The following is a 24,845-nucleotide window of genomic DNA, read 5'->3' as shown; positions in this document are numbered from 1 at the left end:
GGAGGGACGGAGTGCGCGTCCGGCTGACGTCGGCCGGACGGGTGAGTGCCTGTCCAGGTGACGCTGGCCGGGGTCGCGCATGATGTGAGCGACAAGGCGGTTGCGGTCCCTCGGGCCGGCCGTGGGGGCGCTGGGCTTCCGGTCGCATGGCCGCGTGGCGCACCCACCTGAACGAGCCGGTCGTCCGGGCGGCCGGCCTCCGACGTGCCGGCCTCCGACGTGCCGGTCTCCGACGTGTCGCGCTACGGATCAGCTGGCCGCAGGTCGGTCGGTGACCGTCCCGGTGTCGTCGGCTCGCGGCCGGGCAGCTCGACCCGTGGAGGTGCCGGTTCGCAGGGGCGTTGTTCGGGCAGGGTGCCGGTCCGCTGAGGCACTGGCGCCTCTCTGGGGTCCCGGCCCGAAGCGCCGCCCGAAGCGCCGCCCCCAAGGTGCCGCTCCAAGCACAGTCTCAAGGCGCCGGCGTGAGAGCCCCCTCAATACGCCGCTCAAGGCACCGGCCTGAGGGCCGCCTCAATAACCGTCTTACGGCACCGGTTCGAGGGCCGCCTCAGCACGCCGCCTCGCGGCACGGGCCCGAGCCGCCTCAATATGCCGCCTCACGGCACTGACAGATAGTCGTCGATGTCCGAGGCGGGCTGATGCTCGGGTGTCGCGACCCCGGGCCAGTGCCCCAGTTGGGGCGGCGGCGGTCACTGGTCCTGGAGGAGCCCGAGGATGTTGCCGTCAGGGTCGGTGAACGTGGCGACCAGACGGCCGCCGCCGACGTCGTGTGCGGCTTCCTTCACGGTGGCCCCCGCAGCGGTGACCTCGGCCAGCTTCGCCTCGATGTCCGATACGTGCCAGTACGCCACCGGGACGGTCATGCCCTGCGGCCCGCCGCCCGGCACCAGGCCGATGTGCTGGCCCTCGGCCTCGAAACCGACGTAGTAGGACGAGTCGGCCGTCGGCTCCACGCCGAGCAGGGCGGCGTACACCGCCTTGGCCTTCTCCAGGTCGGACACCGGGTGCAGGACGGTCTTGATGCCTTGGGTGGAAGAGCCGGTCATGGTCGCTCCTGAAGTCGTGGGTCGCGATCGACCCGATATGTCTAGCTGGATGGGAAGGGCTTCGGTGCATGGGTGTGCGCCATGGTTGAGCACGTCGGGCGTGGGCCGGTCGTGATTCGGCGCACCCCGGCGTCGTCGAAGACCGTGCAGGTCAGGGAGTCGTCCAGGGTGAAGCGTGAATGGCGATGCCCATGACGCTCAGACTAGGCGTGCCTCGGAGACCGGCGCTTCTCGATTCCTGCTCGGTCTGGTCACCTGTTTCACCACACACGACGGCATCCCTGCCGTCGTCCGCGCCGCCCGGCTCCGATAGACGCTGGGCGGCACCCCGACCAGCTCGGTGAAGCGCGTGCTGAAGGAGCCCAGTGACGAGCAGCCGACCGCGAAACAGACTTCGGTGACGCTGAGATCACCACGACGCAGCAACGCCATCGCACGCTCGATGCGCCGCGTCATCAGATAGCCGTACGGCGACTCGCCGTACGCCAGCCGGAACTCGCGGCTGAGGTGCCCCGCTGACATGTGCACCCCGCGAGCCAGCGCCTCCACATCCAGCGGCTGCGCGTAATCCCGGTCGATCCGGTCGCGGACCCGGCGCAGTCGCGCGAGGTCCCGCAAGCGCTGCGCCGCAGCGGGTCTGCTGGTCACTTTTGCGATCGTGTCACATCGCACCGGAGTTTGCCCAGCCGCCTGCCCGAGCCCCGGGGGGCCGCCACGCCTCCCGGGTCAGGCTTACGCAGGCGCGTCTCGTCGGCAGGCCGTTGGGTCGGGGGATCGATAGATGTCGGGCTTGATGGGGCAAAATTGCTGGTACATGCCCGACAACGGCGACTTCGCGGTGATAGGCAGGAATGACCTGCGAAGATGAGCGGCAAGCGTTGCTGGATGTGTCCGTCGGACAGGGCGAACGCCTGGTGGTTGTTTCGCGGAGCATGCTGTTGGCCGCCACAAGGGATATGCCTGATGCTCGACCGCATTCACGAAATACCGGGCGTTGTGTTGAGCGCGGATGGTTATCTCGATGATTTCTGGCCAAATTTCCGGAACATCGATGACGTGTTCTGGAAGCTGGAGCGGATCCAGAGCTTCCGCCAGGCCGGGGAGCCGAGCTGGGCCGCGATGATGGAGGGCGACTGGCACCGCTCGCTCAAGTTGGTCGATGCCAGGCCGGTCCCGGGAGGGAAGCCAGGCCGCCGGGCCGAGAGCGTCGTTCGCCGGCGGATCCGGGTCGTCGAGCAGCCGGTCACGCCTTACCTGCAGTGGGAGATGCATCTTCTGGCGCCGCGGGTGGCGGCGGCCGAGAAGGTGCGGGTGCTCGACTCGGCGGAGGTGGCCGATCTCGAGATCGACCGGCCCTTGCCGGAGCTGGTGGTGCTGGGCTCCCTGGTGATGTACGAGGTCACGTACGACTCGGCCGGTGCCCACAGCGGGGCCCGGCGGATCGATGACCGCGAGGTGATCGCGGCCTGCCGGGGCGAGCTCGACAAGCTGTACGCGGTGGGCGAGGACTTCAGGACCTACTACGAGCGGGAGATCGTGCCGCTGCCCGCCCCCAGGGTGACCGTCTGAGGCGGGCCTTCGCGTTCGCCCGCTCCCGGGTGACCGTCTGAGGCGGGGCGATTTCCGGGCGAATCCGGTCTACCCGCGCGTGATGGTGAGGTGCATGGCGGTGTAGTCGAAGGTGATCGCGTACGGTTTGAAGAACTCGTGGGTGAAGTTGGCGATCAGGTCGAAGCCGAACAGCGCCGACTGACCCGGGCCGGGGAAGCCGGGAAAGACCTTTTCGACCGCGTGGCCGCGGATGTTCCGCCCGACCGCTCGCCCCAGGCTGACGCGCTCGGCCGTGATCAGATAGAGCTTGTTGCCGCCGGGCTGCTCGACCGGGTGGTCGTAGTCCACGGTGATGCCGCCCGCCTGCTCGGCGATCGCCACCGTGGTGTCGAGGCCGCTGGCGATGCCGCCGGTGTCGATGGTGACCACCCTTCAGCAGCGGCACCGCCCGGCTGAGCCGATCTTGCCGGACGAAGCACTCGGCCAGCCGCTGGGTCGAGGCGACGTCGCCGGGTTGCAGGGCGCGGGCCTCGGAGAGCTGTCTCTCCGCCTCGTCGAAGCGGTTGGAGAGCAGGGCGATGTAGCCGATCTGGGCCAGGGCGTGCGCGTTCTTCGGATCCGTGCGCAGGAGCCGTCGATAGCCGCGTTCGGCGGAAGGGAACCTGCCCGCCTTGAACAGCTGGTCGGGGTCGTCCGCGGCGGCGGCGCTCGGGGCGGCGTCCAGCACGGGGAGGAGCGCGCCCGCGGTCAGGGCCAGTCTTGCCCGCTGGAGGAAGGCGCGCCGGTCGAGGAGGCGGGGAGCCGCGGCTCGCGGCCCACCACGGTCCCGGCGGGAGACCGTGGTGGGTGCCAGGTTACGGACAGGGGCCGGGGTACAGGTGCGGGGTCGCAAGGGCCGGGCACCAGGCCGCAGGGGTCGGGCTACAGGGGCCGGGCTACAGGGGGAGACCGCCGGTGGCCGAGCTGGTCGAGCCGGTGGCCTGGTAGGCGGCGATCGTGCGCTCGGCGATGCGCATCTGGTGGATCTCGTCGGCCCCGTCGGCGAAGCGGGCCCAGCGGGCGTGCTGGAACATGTTGGCCAGCGGCGTGTCCGTCGAGTAGCCGAGAGCCCCGTGCACCTGGATCGCCCGGTCCACGATCCGGTTGAGGCTGTTGGCGACGAAGTGCTTGGCCATCGACACCTCCGTACGGAAGTCCTCGCCCTTGTCGATCTTGGAGGCGGCGTGGAGGACCATGAGCTTGCACTGGTACAGCTCCATGGCCGAGTCGGCGATCAGCCACTGGACGCCCTGCTTCTCGGCCAGCAGGGAGCCGTGGCTGTAGCGGTTGAGCGCGCGGTCGACCATCATGTCCAGGGCCGTCTCGGCCTGCGAGATCCAGCGCATGCAGTGGGCGAGGCGGGCCGGGCCCAGGCGGTACTGCCCCAGGCGGTGGCCGTTGCCCCGGCCGCCGAGGATCTGGCTGTCGGGCAGGCGCAGGTCCTCGATGACGATCTCGCTGTGGCCCGTGGAGCCGTGCATCGTCTCGACCTCGCGTACGTCGTTCCAGCCCGGGTTGGGCAGGTCGACGAGGAAGGCGGTGTTGGCGCCGCGTGAGCCCTCCGGGACGTCCTCCTCCGTCCGCGCGATGAGGATGGCGAAGCTGGCGCGGCGGGCGTTGGAGATGAACCACTTGTGGCCGTTGATGACCCACTCGTCCCCGTCGCGGACGGCCGTCGTCCTGATCAGGGTGGGGTCGGAGCCGGCCACTTCCGGCTCGGTCATGGCGAAGCACGACATCTTGTGGCCGTCGAGAAGAGGACGGAGGTACTTCTCCTTCTGCTCGTCGGTGGCCCAGTGCAGCAGGGTGTGCGTGTTGCCCTCGTCGGGAGCGCTGCAGTTCAGGACCCACGGGCCGATCCGGGTCTTGGCCGCCTCCGACTGCACCATGGCCAGCTCCACGTGGCCCAAGCCCATCCCGCCCCACTCCTTGGGCATGTGGGGCAGCCACAGGCCCTCGGCCTTCGCCTGGGAGCGGAGGTGGAAGATGGTCTTGAGGTAGGCGTCGCGGTCGCTCTCCTTGACCTCCTCCATGGCGGGAGCGACCGTGCCCTGGATGAAGGCGCGGACCCGCTTGCGGATCTCCTCGTGCTCGGGGGCGAGGGTGAAGTCAATGGCCATGGACAGTGCTCCTTAGCAGCAAATCGGTCAAAGGGCTGCCCCGTCCTCCAGGGCGGGGTAATGGCAGGCGAGCCAGTGGTTCTCGCCGACCTGCCGGATCTGGGGCTCCTCGTCGGTGCACCGTGCCGCCGCCCGAGGGCAGCGGGTACGGAATCGGCACCCCGAGGGCGGGCTGACCGGCGACGGCGGCTCGCCGCTGATCAGCGTGTCGGCCGGGGGCAGGTCCAGGCCGCCACCGGGGATCGAGGCGATCAACGCCCGCGTGTACGGATGCGCCGGCCTGGAGATCAGGTCGGCACTGGGGGCGAGCTCGCACACCTTGCCGAGATACATCACCATGATCCGGTCGCTGATGTTCTTCACCACGGCCAGGTCGTGGGCGATGAAGACGAGAGTGAGGCGGTAACGATCCTTCAGGTCCTCCAGGAGGCCGAGGATCTGGGCCTGCACCGAGACGTCCAGCGCCGACACCGGCTCGTCGCAGATCACCACCTCCGGGTCGAGGATCAGGGCCCTGGCGATGGAGATGCGCTGGCACTGCCCGCCCGAGAACTCGTGCGGGCGCCGTACCGCGGCCGTCTTGGGGTCGAGCCCCACCGCCTCCAGCACCTCGTCCACCCGGTCGCCGGGGAGGCTCCACACGCGCGGGCCCTCCCCGACGATGTCGCGGACGCGGCGGCGCGGGTTGAGCGAGGAGATCGGGTCCTGGAAGATCATCTGGAGGCGGCGGCGGGTCCGGCGCAAGGACTCGCCGTGCAGGGTCGTCAGCTCCAGGCCGTCCAGCTGGACCGAGCCCGAGCGGGGCGGCGGGAGCTGGACGAGTGCCCTGGCCGCGCTCGACTTGCCGCAGCCGGACTCCCCGACGATGCCCAGCGTCTCGCCGCGCGCCAGGTCGAAGCTCACCCCGGAGACCGCCCTCACGGTGCGGCCACGTCCGGCGGGGAACTCCACGACCAGATCCTCCACCCGCAGCAGCACCTCGTCACGAGGACGGAGGTGAGCACTTCCGCTACCGGCCACTTGATCTCAGCTCCTCTTACGGCTTCTGCGAGGGGTGGTGACGGGGGTCGCCGGCTCGTCATCGAAGCCGGTGGCGGGCGCGGGCGTGGGTGCGGTCGCCGGCTCGTCCGCAGCGGGCGCCGGCTCGGCGGCGGGTTCGCGGGTGACGGGAAGGGGGATGGGCGAGGGAGCCCCGGTGCCGGGAGCCGAGCGGTCGCGGGGGTACCAGCAGGCGTACTGGTGGCCGTCCTCGAACAGCGGCGGCGCCTCGATCGCGCACCGCTCCTCCGCGTACGCGCACCGAGCCCGGAACGCGCACCCCTGCGGCAGGTCCACCAGATCCGGCGGCCGCCCGGGGATGACCCGCAGCCGGTGATGCACCGGATCCGTCAGCCGGGGCGCCGCCTGCAACAGCGCCTCCGTGTACGGCATCCGCGCCCGCGCGAACACCTCGGCGGCAGGCCCCCGCTCCACCACCTTCCCCGCGTACATGACGATCACCTCGTCCGCCCAGCGCGCCACCACGGACAGGTCGTGGCTGACCAGCACCACCGCCATGTCCCGCTCCTCGCGCAGCCGGTGCAGCAGCCGCAGCACCTGGTCCTGGATGGTCACGTCCAGCGCGGTCGTCGGCTCGTCGGCGAACAGCACGTCGGGCCCGCACGACAGCGCCATCGCGATCGTCACCCGCTGCCGCATCCCGCCCGAGAGCTGGTGCGGGTAGCGCCGCAGCATCCGCGCGGGATCGGGGATCCCGACGGAGGCCAGCAGCCGCACGGCCTCCGCGCGGGCCTGCCGCCGCCCCATGCCCAGGTGCACCCGCAGCGGCTCCGTCACCTGGGTGCCGATCGTCCGCACCGGGTTGAGCGCGGTCATCGGGTCCTGGAACACGGTCCCGAGCTTGGGTCCGAGGACCGAGCGCATCTCGACGGAGCTGTAGGTGGTCAGGTCGTCGCCGGACAGGTACACGTTCCCGCCACGGACCGAGGCGCCGGGCAGCAGCCCCAGGATCGAGCGGATCAGCATGGACTTGCCGGAGCCGGACTCGCCCACGATGGCCAGCGTCTTGCCGCGTTCGAGGGTGAAGGAGACCCCGTCCACGGCCTTGACGACCCCGCGCGGGGTGACGAAGTGCGTGCGCAGGTCCTCGACCTGGAGCAGGCAGTCGCGCACGGGGTGGGTCGTGGTGGGCAGGGAGAAGGCCGCCGCCTGCCGGGCCGGCTCCAGGCCGCTCTCGCGTACGTCCGCCAGGGACCTGAGCCGGTCGCCCACCAGGTTGAACGACAGCACGGTCAGGAACATGACCACCGAGGGCGCCAGGACCACGTGCGGCGCGGTCTCCATGAGCGTGCGGCCCTCGTTGATCAGCCCGCCCCAGGTCGGCGTGGGCGCCTGGACGGACAGGCCGAGGAAGGCCAGGCTGCCCTCGGCGACCACGACCACGGCCATGCCGATGAAGGCGTACGAAGCCGCGGGGACCGCCACGTTCGGCACGATCTCCCGCCACAGGATTCGCCCGTCGCGGGTGCCGAGCACGCGGGCGGCCAGCACGAACTCGCGCTCGGCGTAGGTGAGCGTGGCGCCCCTGATCAGCCGGACCCAGGAGGGGATGCCGAGCACGCCGAGGACGATGAGCACGTTGCGCAGGTTCGCCCCGGCGAAGGCGACCACGGCCAGCGCGAACACCAGCGCGGGGAACGCCTGCGCCACGTCGTTGACGGCCATGATGACCGCGTCCGCGGCCTTCCTGCGGTAACCGGCCAGGATGCCGAGCGGGGCGCCGATGCCCAGGCCGAGCAGCACGGCGCCGACGCCCACGCCGAGCGAGACGCGGGCGCCGTACACGACCCTGCTGAGCACGTCGCGGCCGAGGCCGTCGGTGCCGAACGGGTGCGCGAGGCTGGGCCCCGACTGGGGCGGCCCGGCGAGCGTCTCGTCGTAGCGGGCGAACGGCAGCACGTCGGCCAGGAGCGCGGCCAGCAGCACCAGGCCGATCCAGCAGGTCGCCGTCCAGAAGCCGAGCCCCAGGCGCCTACGCACGACGGATCCTGGGATCGACCGCGGCGTACACGAGATCCACCATGAAGTTGACGGCCACGTAACCGACCGAGATGAGCACGACGCCCCCCTGAACCGCCAGGTAGTCACGGGAGAAGATGGAGTCGACGATGAGCCGCCCGACGCCGGGCAGGCCGAAGAGGGTCTCGATGATCACGGTGCCGCCGATGAGCGCGCCCAGGTTCAGGCCGACGGCGGTGATCAGGGTGATCGCGGACGGCCGCAGCGCGTGCCGCCACAGGATGCGGCGCGGTGACAGGCCGCGGGCGCGCGCGAGCGTGATGTAGTCCTCCTGGAGGGTCGCGATCAGGTCGGTACGCAGCAGCCGCGCGTACACGGCGAGCTGCCCGCAGCCGAGCGTGATCGCGGGCAGGATCACCGAAGTGAGGTTCCAGCCCAGGTCGAGCGAGATGGGGGTCCAGCCGGTCGCCGGCACCACCCGCCAGGTGACGGCGAACACCAGGATCAGCAGCACGCCGAGCACGAACACGGGGGTGGACAGCAACGCGAAGCTGAGCGCGGTGAGCGCCTGGTCCAGGGCGCGGCCGGCGTGCCGGGCGGCCGCCACGCCCACCGGGATCGCCAGGCCGAGCGCGATGATCTGCGCGGCCACCAGCAGCTCCAGCGTGACGGGCAGCCGGTCGGCCAGCTCGGCCGCGACCGGCATCCTGGTGATGTAGGAGTTGCCGAAGTCGCCGGTGAGCAGCCCGCCGAGCCAGTCGAAATAGCGCACGAGCAGTGGCTGGTCCAGCCCGAGCTCCTGGCGGAGCTGCGCGCGGGCCTCCTCGGTCGCCGACAGGCCCAGGATCTGCGTGATCGGATCGCCGGGCAGCAGGTTGAGCAGGGCGTACGACAGGAAGGTCACCACGAGCAGCACTACCAGGAGCCGGACCAGCCGGTGGACGATGATCACCGCTGGGTGACCCAGATTCCCGAGAACGGGTGGTACGGAATGGGCGATCCGGTCAGCGGCAGCCCCTTCTCGCCGTCGGGCAGCACGTGCTCGCCGATGCCGCGCACCTTGGTCTTGGCCACGATGGCCCCGGTGTTGAGGTGGTCGATGAACACGAACGGCACCAGATCTCGCAGCCGCTCCTGCACGATGCCGTACGCCTGCTTGCGCGCGGCCTCGTCCGGGTTGCTCCGCCCGACGTCGAGCGCGTTGCTCAGCTTGGCGTCCTTGAGCCGGGTGAAGTTGAGCGAGATGGCGCCGACGGGCTTGGCGTACGCCTGGTGCATCCAGATGTACTCGCCGTCGGGGTCGGGGGCGGAGAACTGGGTCCACACGGTGGCCGCGAAGTTGCCGGTGACCGCCCGGTTGATCAGGTCGGCCTGGTCGGCCTGCTTGATGGACACCTCGATGCCGGCCTTGCGCCACATGTCCTGGGCCAGCTCGACGCCCTGCATGGTGTTCGGGTCGGGGGTGGAGATCAGCTCGAAGCGGATCGGGCCCTTCTCCGCCTCCACCTCCTTGACCAGGGCGGCGGCCTTGGCCGCGTCGTAGTCGGGGTAGCCGCCCCTGAGGTACCACTTGGAGTCCTCGGACCACGGCCCGTCGGCCGGCTTGGTGAGCCCGCCGCGCAGGGTCGAGATGACGGTCTTGCGGTCGGTGGCGTAGGCGAGCGCCTTGCGCACCCGTACGTCGTCGAGCGGGGCCACGGCGGTGTTGAGCATGAACATGTACTCGGGCACGGCCATGCCCTGCGCCCGGTGCACGGTGTAGGCGTCCTTCATGGCGCCGAACTTGGTCAGGTCCTCGTCACGGGAGGTGCCGATGACGTCCACGCCGCCGGATTCGAGCGTCTGCGCCCGTGTCTGGCTGTCGGGCAGGATCCGGAACTCGACCTCGTCCAGGTAGGGGAGCCCCTGGCGCCAGTAGCGCGGGTTCTTGGTGACGACCATGCGGTTGTCCGGCACGTACTCCTTGAAGATGAACGGGCCGGTGCCGACCGGCTTGAGGCTGCCCGCCTTGGGATCGGCGAGCGTGGCCGGCGGGACGATCATGCCGATCTGCGCGGCCAGGTAGTAGGGGAAGGCCACCCACGGCTGGTTGAGCTTCACCTTGACCGTCATGGGGTCGGCCAGTTCGAAGGACTTGATCGGGACGAACACGGCCGCGTTCAGCGGCGAGGCCTTCTGGGCGTCCAGATTGGCCTTGACGATGTCACCGGTCAGCGAGATGCCGTCGGAGAACGAGACCCCCGACCTGACCTTGATCGTCCATTCGTCGTACTTGTCACTGGGGGTGAGCGACTCGGCCAGGTACGGCTTCCAGTCGCCGTTGGCGTCCACGCTCACCAGCGGTTCGATGATCGTGCCCGCCATGCTGTAGCTCTGCGCCGCGAACTGGTCGGTGACCGGGTTGAACCCGTTGGCGTCCGCACTCAGCGCATAGATCAGGCGCCCGCCCTGCGCGGGTCCCGAGGTGTTCGTCGGTGAGCCGGCCTGCGGGGCGGCGACCGGCCGCTGGCCGCTACACGCCAGCATCACCACCGAGGCCAGCAGCAGAGTGGCCGGTGTTCTCCAGCGTTTCATTCACGCCTCCTCCCGGTTATCCCCCCGAGAGCAATTTCACCGATAGTACTATCGGTGAAAAAGCGCACAAGTCCCGCAGGACAATCGTTACGGGGAGGGGAGGGAGCAATGACGAACACGCCGCTCACCAGGAGTGAGGCCAAGGACCTGACCAGGCGCCGACTGATCAGGGCCGCCCTGGCGATCCTGGACGAGGAGGGCGAGGCCGGGCTGACTACGACCAAGGTCGCCAAGGCCGCCGGTCTCGCGCAGTCGAGCTTCTACGTGCACTTCAAGGACCGGCAGGAGCTGCTGCGGGTGCTCGCGGAGGAGGGCGGCGAGCGGCTGCGCCGCTCGATGCGGGAGGCGCGCCGCAAGGCCCGCGAGGCTCCGGACGACCTCGAACGCCACCGCGACACGTTCCGGATCCCCCTGGAGGCGATCTGCCGGCACCCGGAGCTGCTGCGCATCCAGCTACGCGCCCGGCACGACCCCTCTTCCTCGCTGCGCGACTTCGCCACGGAGACGGCGGCGGCCTACCGCGACCACCACGCCGCCGACCTGGCCGCCCTCGGCTACACGGCCGACGACGAGCGCGACCGGCGCCGCCTGGAGATGATCGCCGACGGCATCAACGCGGCCACCAACGCGCTGGCGATGGGCCATCTGGAAGGCCGCTACCCCGACCTGGAGGAGGCCGCCGACATCCTGGTGGCCCTGTCGCGCGGCGCGCTGCGGCTGCTCAGGTCCACCAAGCCGACCACCACCACGTCAGGCGGGCCCGCGTAGCGGGGTGCGGGCCCGCGACATGCGCGGCTCGGCCGCCCGGCGGAAGAGCGCGCGACGGGATCGTCCCCGGCGTCGCTACTCCTTCGCGATCAGCTCCGACACCTCGGCGGCCAGCGCGGCGGCCGACGCCGCGTCCAGCCGGCCGTCCGCGACGACGGTGACGACCCGCCTGGTCAGCGTGCCCTCCACGACCAGCGGCCGGTCCCAGGCCAGGGCCTGGCCCACGCCGGGATACTCCTCCACGCGCACGAACCAGGGGTCGCCGGCCGACTGGACGAAGACGAGCGTCCAGTCCCGGCCCTCCGGCGTGCGGCCGGACATGGCGACCCACGGGCTCGTGCTGCCGTGCACGGCCCGCTCGTCGCCGGGCAGCGTGGTCCTGGCGGACGAGGTCCCCGGCGCGCGCCAGAAGAAGCCGCCGTAGCCCGCGCCGGCCCGGCCCTTGGTGGCGGAGCTGTTGATCTCCACGGGCGCGCCGGTCAGGTTCGTGAGTGTGAAGGCGAAGTCCAGCGCCCAGGCGTCGCCGAGCGGCCGCGCGGCGACCGTGCGCTCCTCGCGCGCCATCAGCCGCCCACCGGGTCCCGTCCACTCCAGGAGCTCGGTGAAACCGCCGTCGTCGAGCCGGGAGAACTCCCGGTGCCGCTGCGCGCCGTGGTCGTCCAGCCAGGCCGGCCCCTGGTCCTTGACGTAGGTGCGGCCGCCCCAGAAGTTCGCGCCGCCGAGGTCGGAGATCGCCACGCCGACCCCGAGGTGGTGCACGTGGTCCGCCGGGCGCACCTCGGTGACCTCGACGCCGCCGAGCGTGCGCACCCGGTGCAGGTACGGCCGGGGCGAGTCGGTGGCCGGCAGGTCGGGACGGATCTCGTACGCGGCCACCTCCCGGCTGTTGACCCGCAGCTCCACCTGCGCCCACGGGGGCTCCAGCTCGGAGTAGAGCGCCAGATCCTCCGCGCTGCGGGCCGTCAGCGCGGCGATGCCGGGCAGGACCCTGCTGACCACCTCGCCCGACTCGTCCGTGGTGAGGACCTGGTGCCGCGCCGGGATCGGCAGCGGCTCGGGCGCGAGCCGGACCGCGTCCAGGACCTGCGTGAACGTCTCAGTGCGGGCCAGCGGCACCAGCAGCTCGGCGCCCGTCCTGATGTGGTCGATCAGGTTCACCAGCAGGTCGGCGCGGTCGTGGACGGTGGTCGTGACCGTGCCGTCGGCCAGCTCGACCCTGAGCCGGTCCTGCGTGTAGACGAGCGTGGCCCGGCCCGCGTCCCCGTGCACGACCAGGTACGGCTCGTGCCGCTCGGGCGCGCACAGCGACACGGCGATCGTGATCACGAGACCGTCGGCCATCCGGACCCGCAGGCAGGACGTGTCGTCGGACTCGATCGGATAGGCGTGGTACAGCTCGGTCTCGATCTCCGCGATCGGCCCGTCCACCAGGGCCAGCGCGGTCGCCACGGCGTGCGCGAAGGGGTTGGTCAGCGCGCCGTCCACCACGTCCACGCCGTCCAGTCGGCGCCGGCCCGCCCAGGCCGCCCGGGTGAAGTAGGCCGTGGACCGGTCCCAGGCCCCCGCGCCGCCGATGCCGCGCACCCGCCCGAGCGTCCCGTCCGCGATCAGCCGGCGCAGCTCAGGTACGGCCGCCGAGCCGAGCGACTGGAAACCGACCTGGCAGGCCAGCCCCGTCTCCGCCACCACGGCGGCGATCCGCTCCTGCTCGGCCGGGCTCGGCGCGGGCGGCTTCTCCAGCAGCACGTGCGACCCGGCGCGCAGCGCGGTCACCGCGAGGTCCGCGTGCGTGTGGATCGGCGTGCAGATGATCGTGATCTCCGCGCCGGTCTTCTCGATCAGCCGGCCCAGGTCGGGCGACTGCAGCGGCGCGCAGAAGTCCACCTCGGCGGGCCGCACGTCGCAGATCCCGGCCAGCTCGATCAGGCCCTGGTCCGTCAGCCTGCGCAGGTTGCCCAGGTGGTGCTGCCCGTGCCCGTGCGCGCCCGCCAGGATGACCCTGACCGCTGTCATTCCGACCACCTCAAACCCAGTCCGGTGTGCTCTCCCGCGCGCAGCATGCCACCCGACACCCGCACCGGGTAGGGCTCAGCCAGCAGCCCGAGTGCCGCGAACGAGGCGTCCTCCACGTCCTCCGCCATGACCGGCAGCGGCAGGGCCAGCGCGAGCTGCCCGGAGACCTCGCTCAGCAGGTGCGGGTAGACCGGCACGTCGTACGTCCTGGCCAGCTCCGCGATCCGCAGGAAGGGCGTGATGCCGCCGACCCGCACCACGTTCGGCTGGACGACGTCGCACGCGCCCGCCGCCAGCAGGTCGCGGAAGCCGTAGGAGGTGTAGACGTTCTCGCCGACCGCGACCGGCACGTCGGTCGAGCGGCGCAGCTCCACGTGCGCGGCCACGTCGTCGGCCGGCAGCGGCTCCTCGATCCAGTGCAGGTCGAACTCGCGCAGCGCGGCCAGCGCCCGCCGCGCCCTGTGCAGGTCCCACCGCTGGTTCGCGTCGATCATCAGCAGCCGGTCGGGACCGATCACCTCGCGGACCGCGGCCACCCGCGCCACGTCCTGCGCCAGCTCCGGCCGGCCCACCTTGATCTTGACGCCCCGGTAGCCCGCCGCCACCCAGCGCCGGGCCTGCTCGACCAGCTCGTCCAGGGAGTAGTGCAGGTTGACGCCGCTGCCGTAGACCGGCACCTCGTCGCGCCGCCGCCCCAGCACGTCGGCCAGGCCCTCGCCGCCGCAGCGCAGGTCCCACAGCGCCAGGTCGATCCCGGCGAGCGCGACCGTGGTGATCCCGCCGGGGCCGGCCTCGCGCAGGTGCCGCCACAGCCGGTCCCAGACCACCTCGGGGTGCGCGGGCAGCCCGATCAGCGCCTCGCGCAGGTCGTGGTCGAGCAGCGCCTGTACGGCGTGCGCCCCGATCTGCGGCGTCCACGAGAAGCCGGTCCCGGTGCGCCCGTCCTTCAGCGTCACGTGGGTGACGATCACATGGTTGGCCGGCACGTCCGCGCCCCAGGGCCGGGGCAGCGGCGCCGTGCGCAGCTCCGTGCGCAGGTCGGCGATCGTCATGACGCGGCCAGCCCGAGACCGGTCTTGATCAGCGCCTCCAGCTCTTCCAGGTGCTCGCCGGTGACCTCCACCAGCGGCGGGCGGACGGTGCCCACGTCCAGGCCGCGCAGCCGGACCCCGGCCTTGACCAGGGAGACGGGGTAGCCGGGGACCTTGCCGCGCAGCCGTACGAGCGGGGCGTAGAACTCGGTGAGCAGCCGCTCGTCGCCCTTCAGGTAGGCCAGCGCGATCTCCGGCGCGAAGGCGAACACCGCGCTGGAGTAGAGCTCCACGCCGATGCCCCGGTAGGCGGGCATGGTCAGCTCGGCCGTCGGCAGCCCGTTGAAGAACAGGAAGTCCGGATAGACCTCGCGCACTGCCAGCACGGTCCGCTGCATCCGGTCGATGTCGCCCAGGCCGTCCTTGAGCCCGATCACCCCGGGGAGCCCGGCCAGCTCGACCACGGCCTCCGGTTCGAGCACCACCGCGCCGCGCTGGTAGACGATCACCGGCAGCTCGGCCGCCACCGCCGCCACGTAGGCGGCGAAGCCGTGCGCCGGACCCTGCGCCAGGTAGGGAGGCATGAGCAGCAGCCCGTCAGTGCCGGCCTCCCGCGCGGCCCTGGCCTGGTTCAGCGCCGTGCCGATCGGTCCGCCCGCGCCCGCGAACACCGGCACCCGCCCGGCCACGACCTCGGCCGCCACCCGCACGGCGCGGGCGTGCTCGGCCTCGGACAGCGCGGAGAACTCGCCGGTGCCGCAGGCCACGAACACGCCGCCCGGACCATGCTCCATGCCCTGCCTGATGTGCTCGGCCAGCACCTCTTCGGCGAGCGTGCCGTCGGCGCCGAAGGGGGTCACGGGGAAGAACAGCACACCGCTGAGATTCATGAAGCTTCCTTGAGTTCGTCGCGCCAGCTCCGCTTGGGCTGCCAGCCGAGCAGGCGCTCTGCCTTGGTGGTCGAGAAGGCGGGGGTGGTGCCGGTCAGCCCGGCCGCGAAGGGCTCGGTGCCCGGGATGACCTGGGGCAGCAGGTCGGCGAGCGGCTTCCTGGCCAGCGCGTCCGCCGCCCCGGCGAAGAACACCTCGCCGTTCGGCAGCTCGGGCAGCGCCTCGCTCAACACGGCGATCATGTCGGCCGCGTCGCGGGCGTCGATGTAGTTGAACAGCGACACCCCGCCCAGCTCGGGCCGGTCCAGCCGCTCGCGCACGGTGTGGCCCGACTGGGTGGGCGCGCCCGCCCACTCCTCGGGCGGAATGACGAAGCACGGCCGGACGGCGGCCAGCTTCGTCGTCCCGGCCACGGCGAACGCCTTCATGGTCTGCTCGGCCACGACCTTGGACAGGTTGTAGGCGTTCCAGGGGCGGACCGGGTGCTCCTCGTCGATCGGCAGATAGGCGGGCGCCCACCCGCCGGGCGCGCCGTACCCGATCACAGTGGGGCTGCTGGCCACCACCACGCCCGGCACGCCGAAGGCCACCGACGCCTCGCAGACGTTGAACGCGAGCTGGGTGTTGACCTTGTAGATCACCGATTCCGGGAAGCTGAACGGGGTCGCGATCGCGGCCAGGTGGATCACCGATTCCGGCCGGAACCTGGCGATCACCTCGAAAGCCTCGCCCGTGTCCGTGAGGTCGGCCGGTAAGGCGACCGCGGCCTCGGGCGGCGTGCCTGGGACGCGGTCGACGCCGATGACCTCGTGCCCGGCCGCCGCGAGCGTGCTGACCACGCTGCGGCCGAGGCGTCCGGCGCTTCCGGTGACGAGGACTCTGCTCACCGTGAGGGGCTCCTTCAAGACTGCAAACAGTTGCACTAAACCTTTGTGTCCGGAGGGGCGGGGCGTCAAGAGGGGATTTCTGTACCGGCCTTCTAGCTGGGGCTTCCCGGCAGTCCGGGGGTTAGGATGGTTCGGCAAGCGCTTTCAGCGTACTCAGGGTGTCTGCAAGCGGTTGCGTTAGGGTGGGCGACTGTGACAGTGACGATTCGTGATGTGGCCCGGGCCTCCGGCGTGCATGTGTCGACCGTGTCGCGGACGTTCTCCGCTCCGCACATGGTGAACGCCGCCACCCGCACGAGGGTTCTGACAGTGGCAGAGGAGCTCGGTTACCGCCCCAACCGGGCGGCGCGGGCCCTCACGACCGGGCGGACCCACAACCTCGGGCTGATCGTGGCGGACATCGCCAACCCGTTCTTCCCGCCGCTGATCAAGGCCGCCCACGCGGCCGCCAGGCAGCGCGACTACCACCTGTTCGTGGCCGACACCGACGAGGAGCCGGCCGCGGAGGAGGAGCTGGTGCAGGCCTTCTCCAAACAGGTGGACGGCGTGGTGCTGTGCAGCCCGCGCTCCTCCAACAAAGCACTCGAACGGCTGGCGGAGCGGGTGCCGTTCGTGGTGATCAACCGGCGGTTGCGCGGCGCTGCCACGGTGCTCATGGACGTCGGTCACGGGGCGAAGCTGGCGGTTGAGCATCTCGCCGGGCTCGGGCACCGCCGCGTGGGGCTCGTGTCCGGGCCGGCCGGGTCGTGGACGAGCGCCGAGATCCGTACGGCCGCCGAAGAGGTGGCGGGCGTCGAGCTCGTCGTCGTCGGCCCCAACGCGCCCACCGAGCGCGGCGGGTTCGCGGCGGCGGCCAGGGTGCGCGACTCCGGCGTGACCGGCGTGCTGGCCTACAACGACCTGGTGGCGATCGGGCTGATCGAGGGCCTCGGGGACCTGGGGCTGAGCGTGCCGGCGGACATCAGCGTCGTGGGGATCGACGATATCGTTTCCGGACGGCTGAACCGCCCCAAGCTCACCACGGTCGCCATGCCCACCGCCGCCGCCGGGCGGCTGGCGGTCGATCTGCTCATCCAGGAGGTGATGGCCACCACCTCGTTGGAGACCCGGCTGGTGGTCAGGGACTCCACAGCTCCGCCACCGTAACCGCATCGCTGCAAACGGTTGTACTAAACAGAAGAAAAATTCGTCTGACTTATCGGGCGGTCACGCTTGCTACCTGGGGAAACGCGTCACCGATATATCGGTAACGGCTATGTAACGCCTGCAAAGGGTTGACGTAACTTTCCCGCCAGCTATAGGAAAGCGCTATCCATTCACATCTCGCCGGAAGGTCCGTGATGACGAATGAGTTCCGTCATGGCTGACTCGGTGGCGGTGAAGCCCCGAGGCGCGGTGACCGAACCCGCACACGGCGGCCACCGCTCCACCAAGCGTTCCCGCCGCGAGGCGCGGGCCGCCTATCTCTTTCTGGCGCCCTGGTTCGCGGGCCTGCTCGTCATCACGATCGGCCCGATCCTCGCCTCTCTGTACCTGTCGTTCACCGACTACAGCCTCCTGGAGGAGGCCAAGTGGGTCGGCTTCGACAACTACGTCAAGATGTTCACCGAGGACTCGCGGTTCATCAACTCGTTGAAGGTGACCACGATCTACGTGGTCGTCTCGGTCCCGCTGCAGCTGGCCTTCGCTCTCGGGCTGGCTCTGGTGCTCGACCGGGGGCTGCGCGGCCTGTCGTTCTACCGCTCGATCTTCTACCTGCCCTCGCTGCTCGGCGGCAGCGTCGCGATCGCGATCCTCTGGCGCAAGGTCTTCGGCGCCGAGGGCCTGGTCAACGCGATCCTGTCGGTCGTCGGCATCCAGGGGCCGGGCTGGGTGGGCGACCCGGACTACGCGCTGGGCACGCTGATCCTGCTGCACGTGTGGACGTTCGGCGCACCCATGATCATCTTCCTGGCCGGGCTCCGTCAGATCCCCAGCAGCTATTACGAGGCTGCCGCGGTGGACGGCGCCGGGGCGCTGCGCCAGTTCAAGTCGATCACGCTGCCGCTGCTGACGCCGATCATCTTCTTCAACCTGGTGCTGGAGATCATCAAGTCGTTCCAGTCGTTCACGCAGTCGTTCATCGTGAGCAGTGGCAGCGGCGGTCCCGCCGACTCCACTCTCTTCTACACGCTCTACCTCTACCTGAAGGGGTTCAAGAGCTACGACATGGGCTACGCGGCAGCGATGGCCTGGGTCCTGTTGCTGATCATCGCCGGGTTGACCGGGGTGAACTTCCTCGCTTCCAAGTATTGGGTCTTCTATGGCGACACGAAGTAGGCCGATCCCCGTCCTGTTCCGCCCCCTCAAGGGCGGGCCGGTGGTCAAGCATGTGCTGCTGATCGGCTTCGGCCTGGTCATGCTCTATCCGCTGCTCTGGATGATCTCCAGCTCGCTCAAGCCGGAGGAGCTCATCTTCCGGCAGTCCGGCCTGTGGCCGAGCGAGATCACGTTCGAGAACTACACCGACGGCTGGAACGCGCTGAAGCATCCCTTCGGCTACTACCTGTGGAACTCCGCGGTGGTCACCGGCCTGTCCGTGGTGGCGAACCTGGTGGCCTGCTCGCTGGCCGCCTACGCCTTCGCCCGGCTGAACTTCCCGCTGAAGAAGCTCTGGTTCGCGCTCATGCTGGGCACGATCATGCTGCCCCACCACGTGACGATCGTGCCGCAGTACATCATGTTCTCGAAGCTGGACCTGATCAACACGATCTGGCCGCTGGTGATGCCGAAGGTCCTGGCCACCGACGCGTTCTTCATCTTCCTCATGGTGCAGTTCATCCGCACGCTGCCGCGCGAGCTGGACGAGGCGGCCGAGATCGACGGCGCGGGTTACTGGCGCATCTTCATCAGGGTGGTCATGCCGCTCTGCCTGCCCGCGCTGGCGACGACGGCGATCTTCACGTTCATCTGGACCTGGAACGACTTCCTCAGCCAGCTCCTTTATCTCAACAACCCCGACAATTTCACCGTACCGGTAGCCTTGCGCACATTCTTGGACGCCAGCAGTGACTCGTCGTGGGGCCCGATGTTCGCGATGTCGATCATCGCGCTCGGTCCCATCTTCGGGTTCTTCCTGGCCGGCCAGAAATACCTGATCCGTGGTGTCGCCACCACGGGCTTGAAGTAGTTCCTCCACCCCCCAACAGAAGAACACCCCCTAGGAGGTAGAGCCGTGAGCTCTGGCAAGAAGATGTGGTCGGCGGCCTTGCTCGCCACCGCTGTGCTGGCGGTCACCGCGGCCTGCGGCAGCGGCAGCGGCGGAGAGAGCGCCGACGGCAAGGTCAAGCTGCGCTTCTCCTACTGGGGTAGCGACGCCCGGCAGAAGATGACCGAGGAGGTCATCAAGAAGTTCGAGGCGAAGAACCCGACCATCGACGTCGAGGGCGAGTTCTCCGACTTCGCCAGCTACTACGAGACGCTGTCCACGAAGGTGGCCGGCAGCGACGCCCCCGACGTCATCACCCTGGAGATCCGCGGCCTGCGCGAGTACGCCGACCGCGGCACGCTCGCCGACCTGGCCAGCAAGGTCAACACCGCCGACATCGACGGCAAGGTGCTGTCCACCGGCGCCATCGACGGCAAGCAGTTCGCCATCCCCACCGGCGTCAACGCCTTCTCCCTGGTCGTCAACCCGGCCCTGGTGGAGAGCAACGGGCAGAAGCTGCCCGACGACACCAAGTGGACCTGGGAGGAGTACGTCGACCTGGCCTCCAAGATCTCCGCCAAGAGCGGCGGCAAGGTCACCGGCACCCAGCTGAGCTGGAACCCGGCCTACCTCCAGATCTACGCCGCGCAGAAGGGCGAGCCCTTCTATCAGGGCAACAAGCTCGGCCTGACCCCCGCGACGATCAAGGAGTGGTGGGCGGTCATGCAGAACCTGGTCAAGACCAAGGGCTCGCCCGACGCCGCGAAGAGCTCCGAGATCGGCGCGTCCGCCATCGACCAGTCGCTGCTGGCCACCAACGCCGGCGCGATGGGCATGTGGTGGAGCAACCAGCTCGGCGCGGTCGTGAAGGCGTCGGGGCAGAACATGGACCTGCTGCGGATGCCGAAGACGGCGGGCGCGACCAGCGGCGGCATGTTCCTGCAGCCGGCCATGTTCTACACGGCCTCGTCGAAGTCGGAGCACGCGGCCGAGGCGGCCAAGTTCATCGACTACCTGATCAACGACCCCGAGGCGGGCGGGATCATCCTCAGCGACCGCGGCCTGCCGGCCAGCTCCAAGGTGCTGGCGGCGGTCAAGGACAAGCTGCCCGACGCGGACAAGAAGACGCTGGACTTCCTCGACGAGGTCAAGAGCGAGCTGTCCGACCCGCCGGCCGCTCCGCCGAAGGGCGCCAGCGCCATGGAGGACATCCTCAAGCGCTACACCGAGGAAGTGCTGTTCGCCCGGATGACCCCCGACGACGCGGCACAGAAGTTCATCACGGAGGCGAACGCCTCCATCGCAGGCTAGAGGAGAGACATGAAGTACGCGTTCGTCGGGCTCGGGCACCGCGCGCAGATGTACGTCGACGCGCTGCTCGGGGAGTGGCGCGACGCCGGCACCATCGTCGCCCTGTGCGACTCGAACCGGACCCGCATGGACTACTACGTCGAGCGGATCGGTCACGAGGTGCCGCGTTTCGCACCTGATGAGTTCGGCAAAGTGCTTGAGCTCGCCGACGCGGTCATCGTCACGACCGTCGACGCCACGCACGCGAAATACGTGTGCGCGGCGCTCGACGCCGGACTCGACGTCATCGTGGAGAAGCCGCTCACGGTAGACGCCGACGGCTGCGCGGCCATCGCCGCGGCGGCCGAGCGCAGCAGCGGCAAGCTGATCGTCACCTTCAACTACCGCTACTCGCCGCGCAACTCCGCCGTACGCCGCCTGCTGCAGGAGGGCGTCATCGGCGAGATCACCTCGGTGCACTTCGAGTGGACGCTGGACACGATCCACGGCGCCGACTACTTCCGCCGCTGGCACCGCGACCGGGCCAACTCCGGCGGCCTGCTCGTGCACAAGTCCACCCACCACTTCGACCTGGTCAACTGGTGGCTCGGCTCGGCTCCCGAGCTCGTCTTCGCCCAGACCGACCTGCGTTTCTACGGCGCCGAGAACGCCAGGAAGCGCGGCCTGGCGGACCGTCCCGAGCGCGCCCACGGCGCCCCGGGGCTGGGCACGGACCCGTTCCTGCTGGACATCGCCGCCGACGAGCGGCTCAAGCGGCTCTACCTGGACGCCGAGCACGAGGACGGCTACATCCGCGACCAGGACGTCTTCGCCGAGGGCGTCAACATCGACGACAACATGTCCGTCATGGTGCGCTACGCGAACCGGGCGGTTCTGACGTACTCGCTGCACGCCCACGCCCCGTGGGAGGGCTACCGGGTGGCCTTCAACGGCACGGCCGGGCGGCTGGAGCTGGACGTGGTCGAGCGCGAGTGGACGCCGCCGCACGCCGCCATCGACCCCAGCGCGGCCTCCAAGGAGCACGCGACCGGCTCCTGGGAGCGGCTGCTGGTGCGCCGCCACTGGAGCGAGCCGGAGGAGGTGCCGATCGAGTCGGGGGCCGGCGGGCACGGCGGCGGGGACCGCCTGCTGCTGAACGACGTCTTCCGCGGCCCGGACAACGACCCCCTGGCCCGGCAGGCCGGCTACCGCGACGGCATCCGCAGCGTGCTGACCGGCCACGCGGCCAACGTCTCGGCCGCGACGGGCGTTCCCGTGCACCTGGTGGACGACGGCACGCGTGTTCGCTGAGCTGGCCGCGGTCGCGGAGGCGCAGCTCAAGGCCGGGGCGGGGCCCCGGCTGCGGGTGGCGGCGCGCGAGGCCATGGGAGTGCTCGACCTGACCGCCGGCGACGTCCGCGTGGAGCGGACGTGGACCGACGGCGACCTCGCCGGCGAGGAGCTGTCCTGGTCGGTGGGGTTCGGGCCGCGCACCCGCGCCTTCCTGCTGCGGCCCAGGGACGCCGATGGGCCGCTGCCCGGGGTGGTGGCGCTGCACTGCCACGCCGGCATGAAGTGGGCCGGCAAGGAGAAGATCGCCGACGGCCCGGAAGGACCGTCGCCCGAGGTGCTGCGGCTGCGCGAGTCGATCTACGGCGGGCGGGCGTTCGCGAACGAGCTGGCCCGCCGTGGCTTCGCCGTGCTGGCGCACGACGTGTTCGTCTGGGGGAGCAGGCGCTTCCCGCTGGAGACCGCCGACGGGCCGCTCAGCGAGGCCGACCGCTACGACCTGGCGGCCAGGGAGCACGAGCACGTGGTGGCCAAGCACTGCGCGGCGCTCGGGACGTCGTTCGCGGGCGTGGTCGCGGGGGAGGACCTGGCGGCGGCGGCGTACCTGCGCTCGCGCCCGGACGTCGGCCCCGTCGGGTGCGCCGGGCTGTCCGGCGGCGGCCTGCGGGCCGGGCTGCTGGGCGCGTTCGACCCGGCCATGCGCGCGGTCGTGATCGCCGCGATGGTCTCCACCTACCGCGAGATGATCGGCACGCACGTCCCCCGGCACACCTGGATGCTCTACCCGCCCGGCCTGCCGCGCCTGGGCGACTGGCCCGACCTGGTGGCCGCCCGCGCCCCCGAGCCGCTCATGGTCCAGTACGCCCTGCGCGACGAGCTGTTCCCCGAGGCGGGCATGCGCCGGGCGCACGACCTGATCGGCGAGCACTACCGCGAGGCCCCCGAGGGCTACGAGGCGGTGTTCGCCGACGTGCCGCACAGCTTCGACGTGCCCATGCAGGAGCGGGCCTTCGACTGGCTGGCCCGGCACCTGTGAGACGACCGCCGCCCGGCCTGCCACGGGCGGCGGTCCCTCCTCAGTTGCCCTGCTTCCAGGTGGCGATCAGCTTGTCGTAGTCCAGCGTCTCCGGCTTGCCGCGCTCGTCGGCCAGCTTCGGCGCGGGCGCGCCCGGCTGGTCGAGCCAGTACTGGGCGGGGCGCTCCTGGTTCAGCTTGGGCGCGCAGTTGCCGCCGTAGCCGCGCCGCTCCAGCCTGGACAGGATGTCGTCCTGCTGCTTGGCCAGGTTGTCCATCGACTGCTGGGCCGTCGTCTCGCCGGTCACGGCGGTGGCCACGTTCTGCCACCAGAGCTGGGCGAGCTTCGGGTAGTCCGGCACGTTCGTCCCGGTCGGGGTCCACTGCTTGCGGGCGGGCGAGCCGTAGAACTCGATGAGGCCGCCGTACTTCTTGGCGTTCTGGGCGAAGTAGTCGCTCCTGATGTCGGAGTCGCGGATGAAGGTCAGGCCGGTGATCGACTTCTTCAGCGACACCGTCTTCGAGGTGACGAACTGCGCGTACAGCCAGGCCGCCGCCCTGCGGTCCTGCGGCGTGTTCTTCAGCAGCGTCCACGAGCCGGCGTCCTGGTAGCCGAGCTTGTTGCCGGTCTTCCAGTACGAGCCGTGCGGGCTCGGCGCGATGCGCCACTTGGGCGTGCCGTCGGCGTTGACGACCGGCAGCCCCGCCTTGGTCATGTCGGCCGTGAACGTGGTGTACCAGAAGATCTGCTGGGCGATGTTGCCCTGCGCGGGGACCGGGCCCGCCTCGCTGAAGTTCATGCCCGCCGCCTCCTTGGGGGCGTACTTCTTCAGCCAGTCCACGTACTTGGTGAGCGCGTAGACCGAGGCGGGGCCGTTGGTGTCGCCGCCGCGGGTGACGGACGAGCCGACCGGGCGGCAGTTCTCGACCCTGATGCCCCACTCGTCCACCGGCAGGCCGTTGGGGATGCCGGGGTCGCCGTTGCCCGCCATGGACAGCCACGCGTCGGTGAAGCGCCAGCCCAGCGACGGGTCCTTCCTGCCGTAGTCCATGTGGCCGTAGACCTTCTTGCCGTCCACGGTCCCGTTGCCGTTGACCTTGTTGGTGAAGAAGTCGGCGATGTCCTCGTAGGCCGCCCAGTTGACCGGGACGCCGAGGTCGTAGCCGTAGGCGTCCTTGAACTGCTTCTTGATCGCCGGGTCGGTGAACCAGTCGTAGCGGAACCAGTAGAGGTTGGCGAACTGCTGGTCGGGCAGCTGGTAGATCTTCTTGTCCGGGCCGGTGGTGAAGCTGATGCCGATGAAGTCGTTCAGGTCGAGCGTGGGCGAGGTGACGGACTTGCCCTCGCCCGCCATGTAGTCCGACAGCGGGACCACGTAGTCGCCGCGCGAGTGCGTGCCGATGAGGTCGGAGTCGTTGACGTACGCGTCGTAGATGTTCTGGTTGCCCTGGATCTGGGTCTGGAGCTTCTCGATGACGTCACCTTCCTGGATCAGGTCATGCTTGATCTTGATCCCGGTGATCTCGGTGAACGCCTTGGCCAGCTGCTGCGACTCGTACTCGTGCGTGGTGATCGTCTCGGAGACCACGTTGATCTGCATCCCCCGGTAGGGGGCCGCGGCCTTGGTGAACCAGTCCATCTCCGCGAGCTGCTGATCCTTGGACAGGGTGCTCGGCGTGAACTCCTCCGAGACCCATCGCTGTGCCGCGGCCTTGCCGTCGGACTCCTTGAAATCGCTCGTGGGCTTCTCCGCACTCTGCGTGCAACCGGCCACTGTCAGGACGAGCACGGTCAGACCTACGGCCGCGGACCTGCCTGCGCGATGCCTCATCGACTTGGCTCCTCTTCTGTTAGCCCCATATCCCGATCACGACCGCCACCAGCAGCGCGCAGCCGAGCGCGAGCCACATGGACAGGTCGGTGACTGCGATCCAGCCGGCCAGTACGACGGCGGCGCTGATCAGGCCGATGTACAGCCGATCCCCTCGATCGGTCTCGATGCGCAGGAAGCCGCGCCTGGCCACGGGAGGGGAGACCCGGGCCCAGACCGCCATGACGACCAGCAGCAGGGCGAGCCCGGCGAACACCAGGGCCGTGGGGGCGGTCCACACCATCCACTCGAGCAT

At 70.1% G+C, this 24,845-nt stretch carries 22 protein-coding genes and 1 pseudogene; 8 read left to right on the top strand and 15 right to left on the bottom strand.

All coding sequences use genetic code 11. From position 1 onward, the window contains the following. Positions 1-689 precede the first annotated feature (689 nt). Entirely contained in the window at positions 690-1,046 is a 357-nt protein-coding gene (locus ETD85_RS22390; protein WP_138691719.1) for a VOC family protein, read from the bottom strand. 198 nt (positions 1,047-1,244) lie between these two features. Next, positions 1,245-1,703: a helix-turn-helix transcriptional regulator gene (locus ETD85_RS22385; protein ID WP_449290110.1), complete on the bottom strand. Its 459-nt coding sequence runs from the start codon at positions 1,701-1,703 to the stop codon at positions 1,245-1,247. Positions 1,704-1,910: 207 nt separating this feature from the next. Between ETD85_RS22385 and ETD85_RS22380 the strand changes: the two genes are divergently transcribed. Beyond that, on the top strand, positions 1,911-2,615 hold the full coding sequence (locus ETD85_RS22380) for a DUF6879 family protein (RefSeq protein ID WP_338087168.1): 705 nt from the start codon (positions 1,911-1,913) through the stop codon (positions 2,613-2,615). 69 nt (positions 2,616-2,684) lie between these two features. Here ETD85_RS22380 and ETD85_RS64745 read toward each other — a convergent pair whose 3' ends face one another. The 7 genes and pseudogenes from ETD85_RS64745 to ETD85_RS22350 form a co-directional block, all read right to left on the bottom strand. Beyond that, the gene (locus ETD85_RS64745; protein ID WP_206058458.1) at positions 2,685-3,026 is read right to left on the bottom strand and encodes a hypothetical protein; all 342 of its coding nucleotides are present in this window, start codon (positions 3,024-3,026) and stop codon (positions 2,685-2,687) included. A 16-nt stretch (positions 3,027-3,042) separates the two neighbouring features. Next, positions 3,043-3,324 (bottom strand): annotated as a pseudogene (locus ETD85_RS67530) (tetratricopeptide repeat protein); the annotation flags it as partial. Positions 3,325-3,532: 208 nt separating this feature from the next. Continuing rightward, complete coding sequence (locus tag ETD85_RS22370; RefSeq protein WP_138691716.1) at positions 3,533-4,756, bottom strand: acyl-CoA dehydrogenase family protein; 1,224 nt, start codon at positions 4,754-4,756, stop codon at positions 3,533-3,535. A 27-nt stretch (positions 4,757-4,783) separates the two neighbouring features. Further along, positions 4,784-5,776 (bottom strand): ABC transporter ATP-binding protein, encoded by a 993-nt coding sequence (locus ETD85_RS22365; RefSeq protein ID WP_138691715.1) that lies wholly within the window; start codon positions 5,774-5,776, stop codon positions 4,784-4,786. Between the two features lie 6 nt (positions 5,777-5,782). Further along, on the bottom strand, positions 5,783-7,795 hold the full coding sequence (locus ETD85_RS65865; protein WP_138691714.1) for a dipeptide/oligopeptide/nickel ABC transporter permease/ATP-binding protein: 2,013 nt from the start codon (positions 7,793-7,795) through the stop codon (positions 5,783-5,785). Continuing rightward, positions 7,788-8,726, bottom strand: coding sequence for an ABC transporter permease (locus ETD85_RS22355; protein WP_138691713.1), 939 nt, complete (start codon positions 8,724-8,726; stop codon positions 7,788-7,790). The genes ETD85_RS65865 and ETD85_RS22355 overlap by 8 nt, the downstream gene beginning before the upstream one ends. Beyond that, positions 8,723-10,348, bottom strand: a complete 1,626-nt coding sequence (locus ETD85_RS22350) for an ABC transporter substrate-binding protein (protein WP_138691712.1) — start codon at positions 10,346-10,348, stop codon at positions 8,723-8,725. Before ETD85_RS22350 ends, ETD85_RS22355 begins: the two co-directional genes overlap by 4 nt. Before the next feature lie 108 nt (positions 10,349-10,456). Here ETD85_RS22350 and ETD85_RS22345 point away from each other — a divergent pair, with 108 nt between their 5' ends. Beyond that, the gene (locus ETD85_RS22345; RefSeq protein WP_138691711.1) at positions 10,457-11,116 is read left to right on the top strand and encodes a TetR family transcriptional regulator; all 660 of its coding nucleotides are present in this window, start codon (positions 10,457-10,459) and stop codon (positions 11,114-11,116) included. 75 nt (positions 11,117-11,191) lie between these two features. On the opposite strand, the gene ETD85_RS67305 is transcribed toward ETD85_RS22345, so the two are convergent. From ETD85_RS67305 to ETD85_RS22325, 4 genes are read right to left on the bottom strand one after another with little or no spacing between them, the layout of a single operon-like run. Next, the gene (locus ETD85_RS67305) at positions 11,192-13,129 is read right to left on the bottom strand and encodes a DUF6807 family protein (RefSeq protein WP_138691710.1); all 1,938 of its coding nucleotides are present in this window, start codon (positions 13,127-13,129) and stop codon (positions 11,192-11,194) included. Continuing rightward, on the bottom strand, positions 13,126-14,181 hold the full coding sequence (locus tag ETD85_RS22335; RefSeq protein WP_138691709.1) for a mandelate racemase/muconate lactonizing enzyme family protein: 1,056 nt from the start codon (positions 14,179-14,181) through the stop codon (positions 13,126-13,128). The genes ETD85_RS67305 and ETD85_RS22335 overlap by 4 nt, the downstream gene beginning before the upstream one ends. Continuing rightward, positions 14,178-15,050 (bottom strand): 5-dehydro-4-deoxyglucarate dehydratase, encoded by an 873-nt coding sequence (locus tag ETD85_RS22330; protein WP_138691708.1) that lies wholly within the window; start codon positions 15,048-15,050, stop codon positions 14,178-14,180. Before ETD85_RS22330 ends, ETD85_RS22335 begins: the two co-directional genes overlap by 4 nt. Beyond that, the gene (locus ETD85_RS22325) at positions 15,047-15,937 is read right to left on the bottom strand and encodes an NAD-dependent epimerase/dehydratase family protein (RefSeq protein WP_138691707.1); all 891 of its coding nucleotides are present in this window, start codon (positions 15,935-15,937) and stop codon (positions 15,047-15,049) included. The genes ETD85_RS22330 and ETD85_RS22325 overlap by 4 nt, the downstream gene beginning before the upstream one ends. A 192-nt stretch (positions 15,938-16,129) precedes the next feature. Here ETD85_RS22325 and ETD85_RS22320 point away from each other — a divergent pair, with 192 nt between their 5' ends. From ETD85_RS22320 to ETD85_RS22295, 6 genes are all read left to right on the top strand, one after another. Then, complete coding sequence (locus ETD85_RS22320) at positions 16,130-17,083, top strand: LacI family DNA-binding transcriptional regulator (protein WP_138691706.1); 954 nt, start codon at positions 16,130-16,132, stop codon at positions 17,081-17,083. 213 nt (positions 17,084-17,296) lie between these two features. Beyond that, positions 17,297-18,256, top strand: coding sequence for a carbohydrate ABC transporter permease (locus ETD85_RS22315; RefSeq protein WP_138691705.1), 960 nt, complete (start codon positions 17,297-17,299; stop codon positions 18,254-18,256). A 79-nt stretch (positions 18,257-18,335) separates the two neighbouring features. Further along, the gene (locus tag ETD85_RS22310; RefSeq protein WP_379507385.1) at positions 18,336-19,106 is read left to right on the top strand and encodes a carbohydrate ABC transporter permease; all 771 of its coding nucleotides are present in this window, start codon (positions 18,336-18,338) and stop codon (positions 19,104-19,106) included. Between the two features lie 45 nt (positions 19,107-19,151). After that, on the top strand, positions 19,152-20,435 hold the full coding sequence (locus tag ETD85_RS22305; protein WP_138691703.1) for an ABC transporter substrate-binding protein: 1,284 nt from the start codon (positions 19,152-19,154) through the stop codon (positions 20,433-20,435). A gap of 9 nt (positions 20,436-20,444) precedes the next feature. Then, the gene (locus ETD85_RS22300; protein WP_138691702.1) at positions 20,445-21,725 is read left to right on the top strand and encodes a Gfo/Idh/MocA family protein; all 1,281 of its coding nucleotides are present in this window, start codon (positions 20,445-20,447) and stop codon (positions 21,723-21,725) included. Beyond that, positions 21,715-22,740: a dienelactone hydrolase family protein gene (locus tag ETD85_RS22295; protein WP_138691701.1), complete on the top strand. Its 1,026-nt coding sequence runs from the start codon at positions 21,715-21,717 to the stop codon at positions 22,738-22,740. The genes ETD85_RS22300 and ETD85_RS22295 overlap by 11 nt, the downstream gene beginning before the upstream one ends. 40 nt (positions 22,741-22,780) lie before the next feature. Here the strand turns inward: ETD85_RS22295 and ETD85_RS22290 are convergent, their stop codons facing one another. Both ETD85_RS22290 and ETD85_RS22285 read right to left on the bottom strand, forming a co-directional pair. Next, a complete protein-coding gene (locus ETD85_RS22290) occupies positions 22,781-24,550 on the bottom strand; it encodes an ABC transporter substrate-binding protein (RefSeq protein WP_138691700.1) in 1,770 nt (589 codons plus the stop codon). 19 nt (positions 24,551-24,569) lie between these two features. Then, on the bottom strand, positions 24,570-24,845 hold the full coding sequence (locus ETD85_RS22285) for a DUF2160 domain-containing protein (protein ID WP_138691699.1): 276 nt from the start codon (positions 24,843-24,845) through the stop codon (positions 24,570-24,572).

This window comes from Nonomuraea zeae (assembly GCF_005889725.1).
Classification (GTDB): Bacteria; Actinomycetota; Actinomycetes; order Streptosporangiales; family Streptosporangiaceae; genus Nonomuraea; species Nonomuraea zeae.
Note: the sequence above shows the minus strand (reverse complement) of the source record. Positions and strands in the feature narration are given on the sequence as shown.

Coding starts and splice junctions, on each gene's coding strand:
- ETD85_RS22390 (WP_138691719.1), bottom strand. CDS start 1,046: ATGACCGGCTCTTCCACCCAAGGCATCAAGACCGTCCTGCACCCGGTG.
- ETD85_RS22380 (WP_338087168.1), top strand. CDS start 1,911: ATGAGCGGCAAGCGTTGCTGGATGTGTCCGTCGGACAGGGCGAACGCC.
- ETD85_RS22370 (WP_138691716.1), bottom strand. CDS start 4,756: ATGGCCATTGACTTCACCCTCGCCCCCGAGCACGAGGAGATCCGCAAG.
- ETD85_RS22350 (WP_138691712.1), bottom strand. CDS start 10,348: ATGAAACGCTGGAGAACACCGGCCACTCTGCTGCTGGCCTCGGTGGTG.
- ETD85_RS22345 (WP_138691711.1), top strand. CDS start 10,457: ATGACGAACACGCCGCTCACCAGGAGTGAGGCCAAGGACCTGACCAGG.
- ETD85_RS67305 (WP_138691710.1), bottom strand. CDS start 13,129: ATGACAGCGGTCAGGGTCATCCTGGCGGGCGCGCACGGGCACGGGCAG.
- ETD85_RS22335 (WP_138691709.1), bottom strand. CDS start 14,181: ATGACGATCGCCGACCTGCGCACGGAGCTGCGCACGGCGCCGCTGCCC.
- ETD85_RS22330 (WP_138691708.1), bottom strand. CDS start 15,050: ATGAATCTCAGCGGTGTGCTGTTCTTCCCCGTGACCCCCTTCGGCGCC.
- ETD85_RS22315 (WP_138691705.1), top strand. CDS start 17,297: ATGGCTGACTCGGTGGCGGTGAAGCCCCGAGGCGCGGTGACCGAACCC.
- ETD85_RS22310 (WP_379507385.1), top strand. CDS start 18,336: ATGCTCTATCCGCTGCTCTGGATGATCTCCAGCTCGCTCAAGCCGGAG.
- ETD85_RS22300 (WP_138691702.1), top strand. CDS start 20,445: ATGAAGTACGCGTTCGTCGGGCTCGGGCACCGCGCGCAGATGTACGTC.
- ETD85_RS22290 (WP_138691700.1), bottom strand. CDS start 24,550: ATGAGGCATCGCGCAGGCAGGTCCGCGGCCGTAGGTCTGACCGTGCTC.
- ETD85_RS22285 (WP_138691699.1), bottom strand. CDS start 24,845: ATGCTCGAGTGGATGGTGTGGACCGCCCCCACGGCCCTGGTGTTCGCC.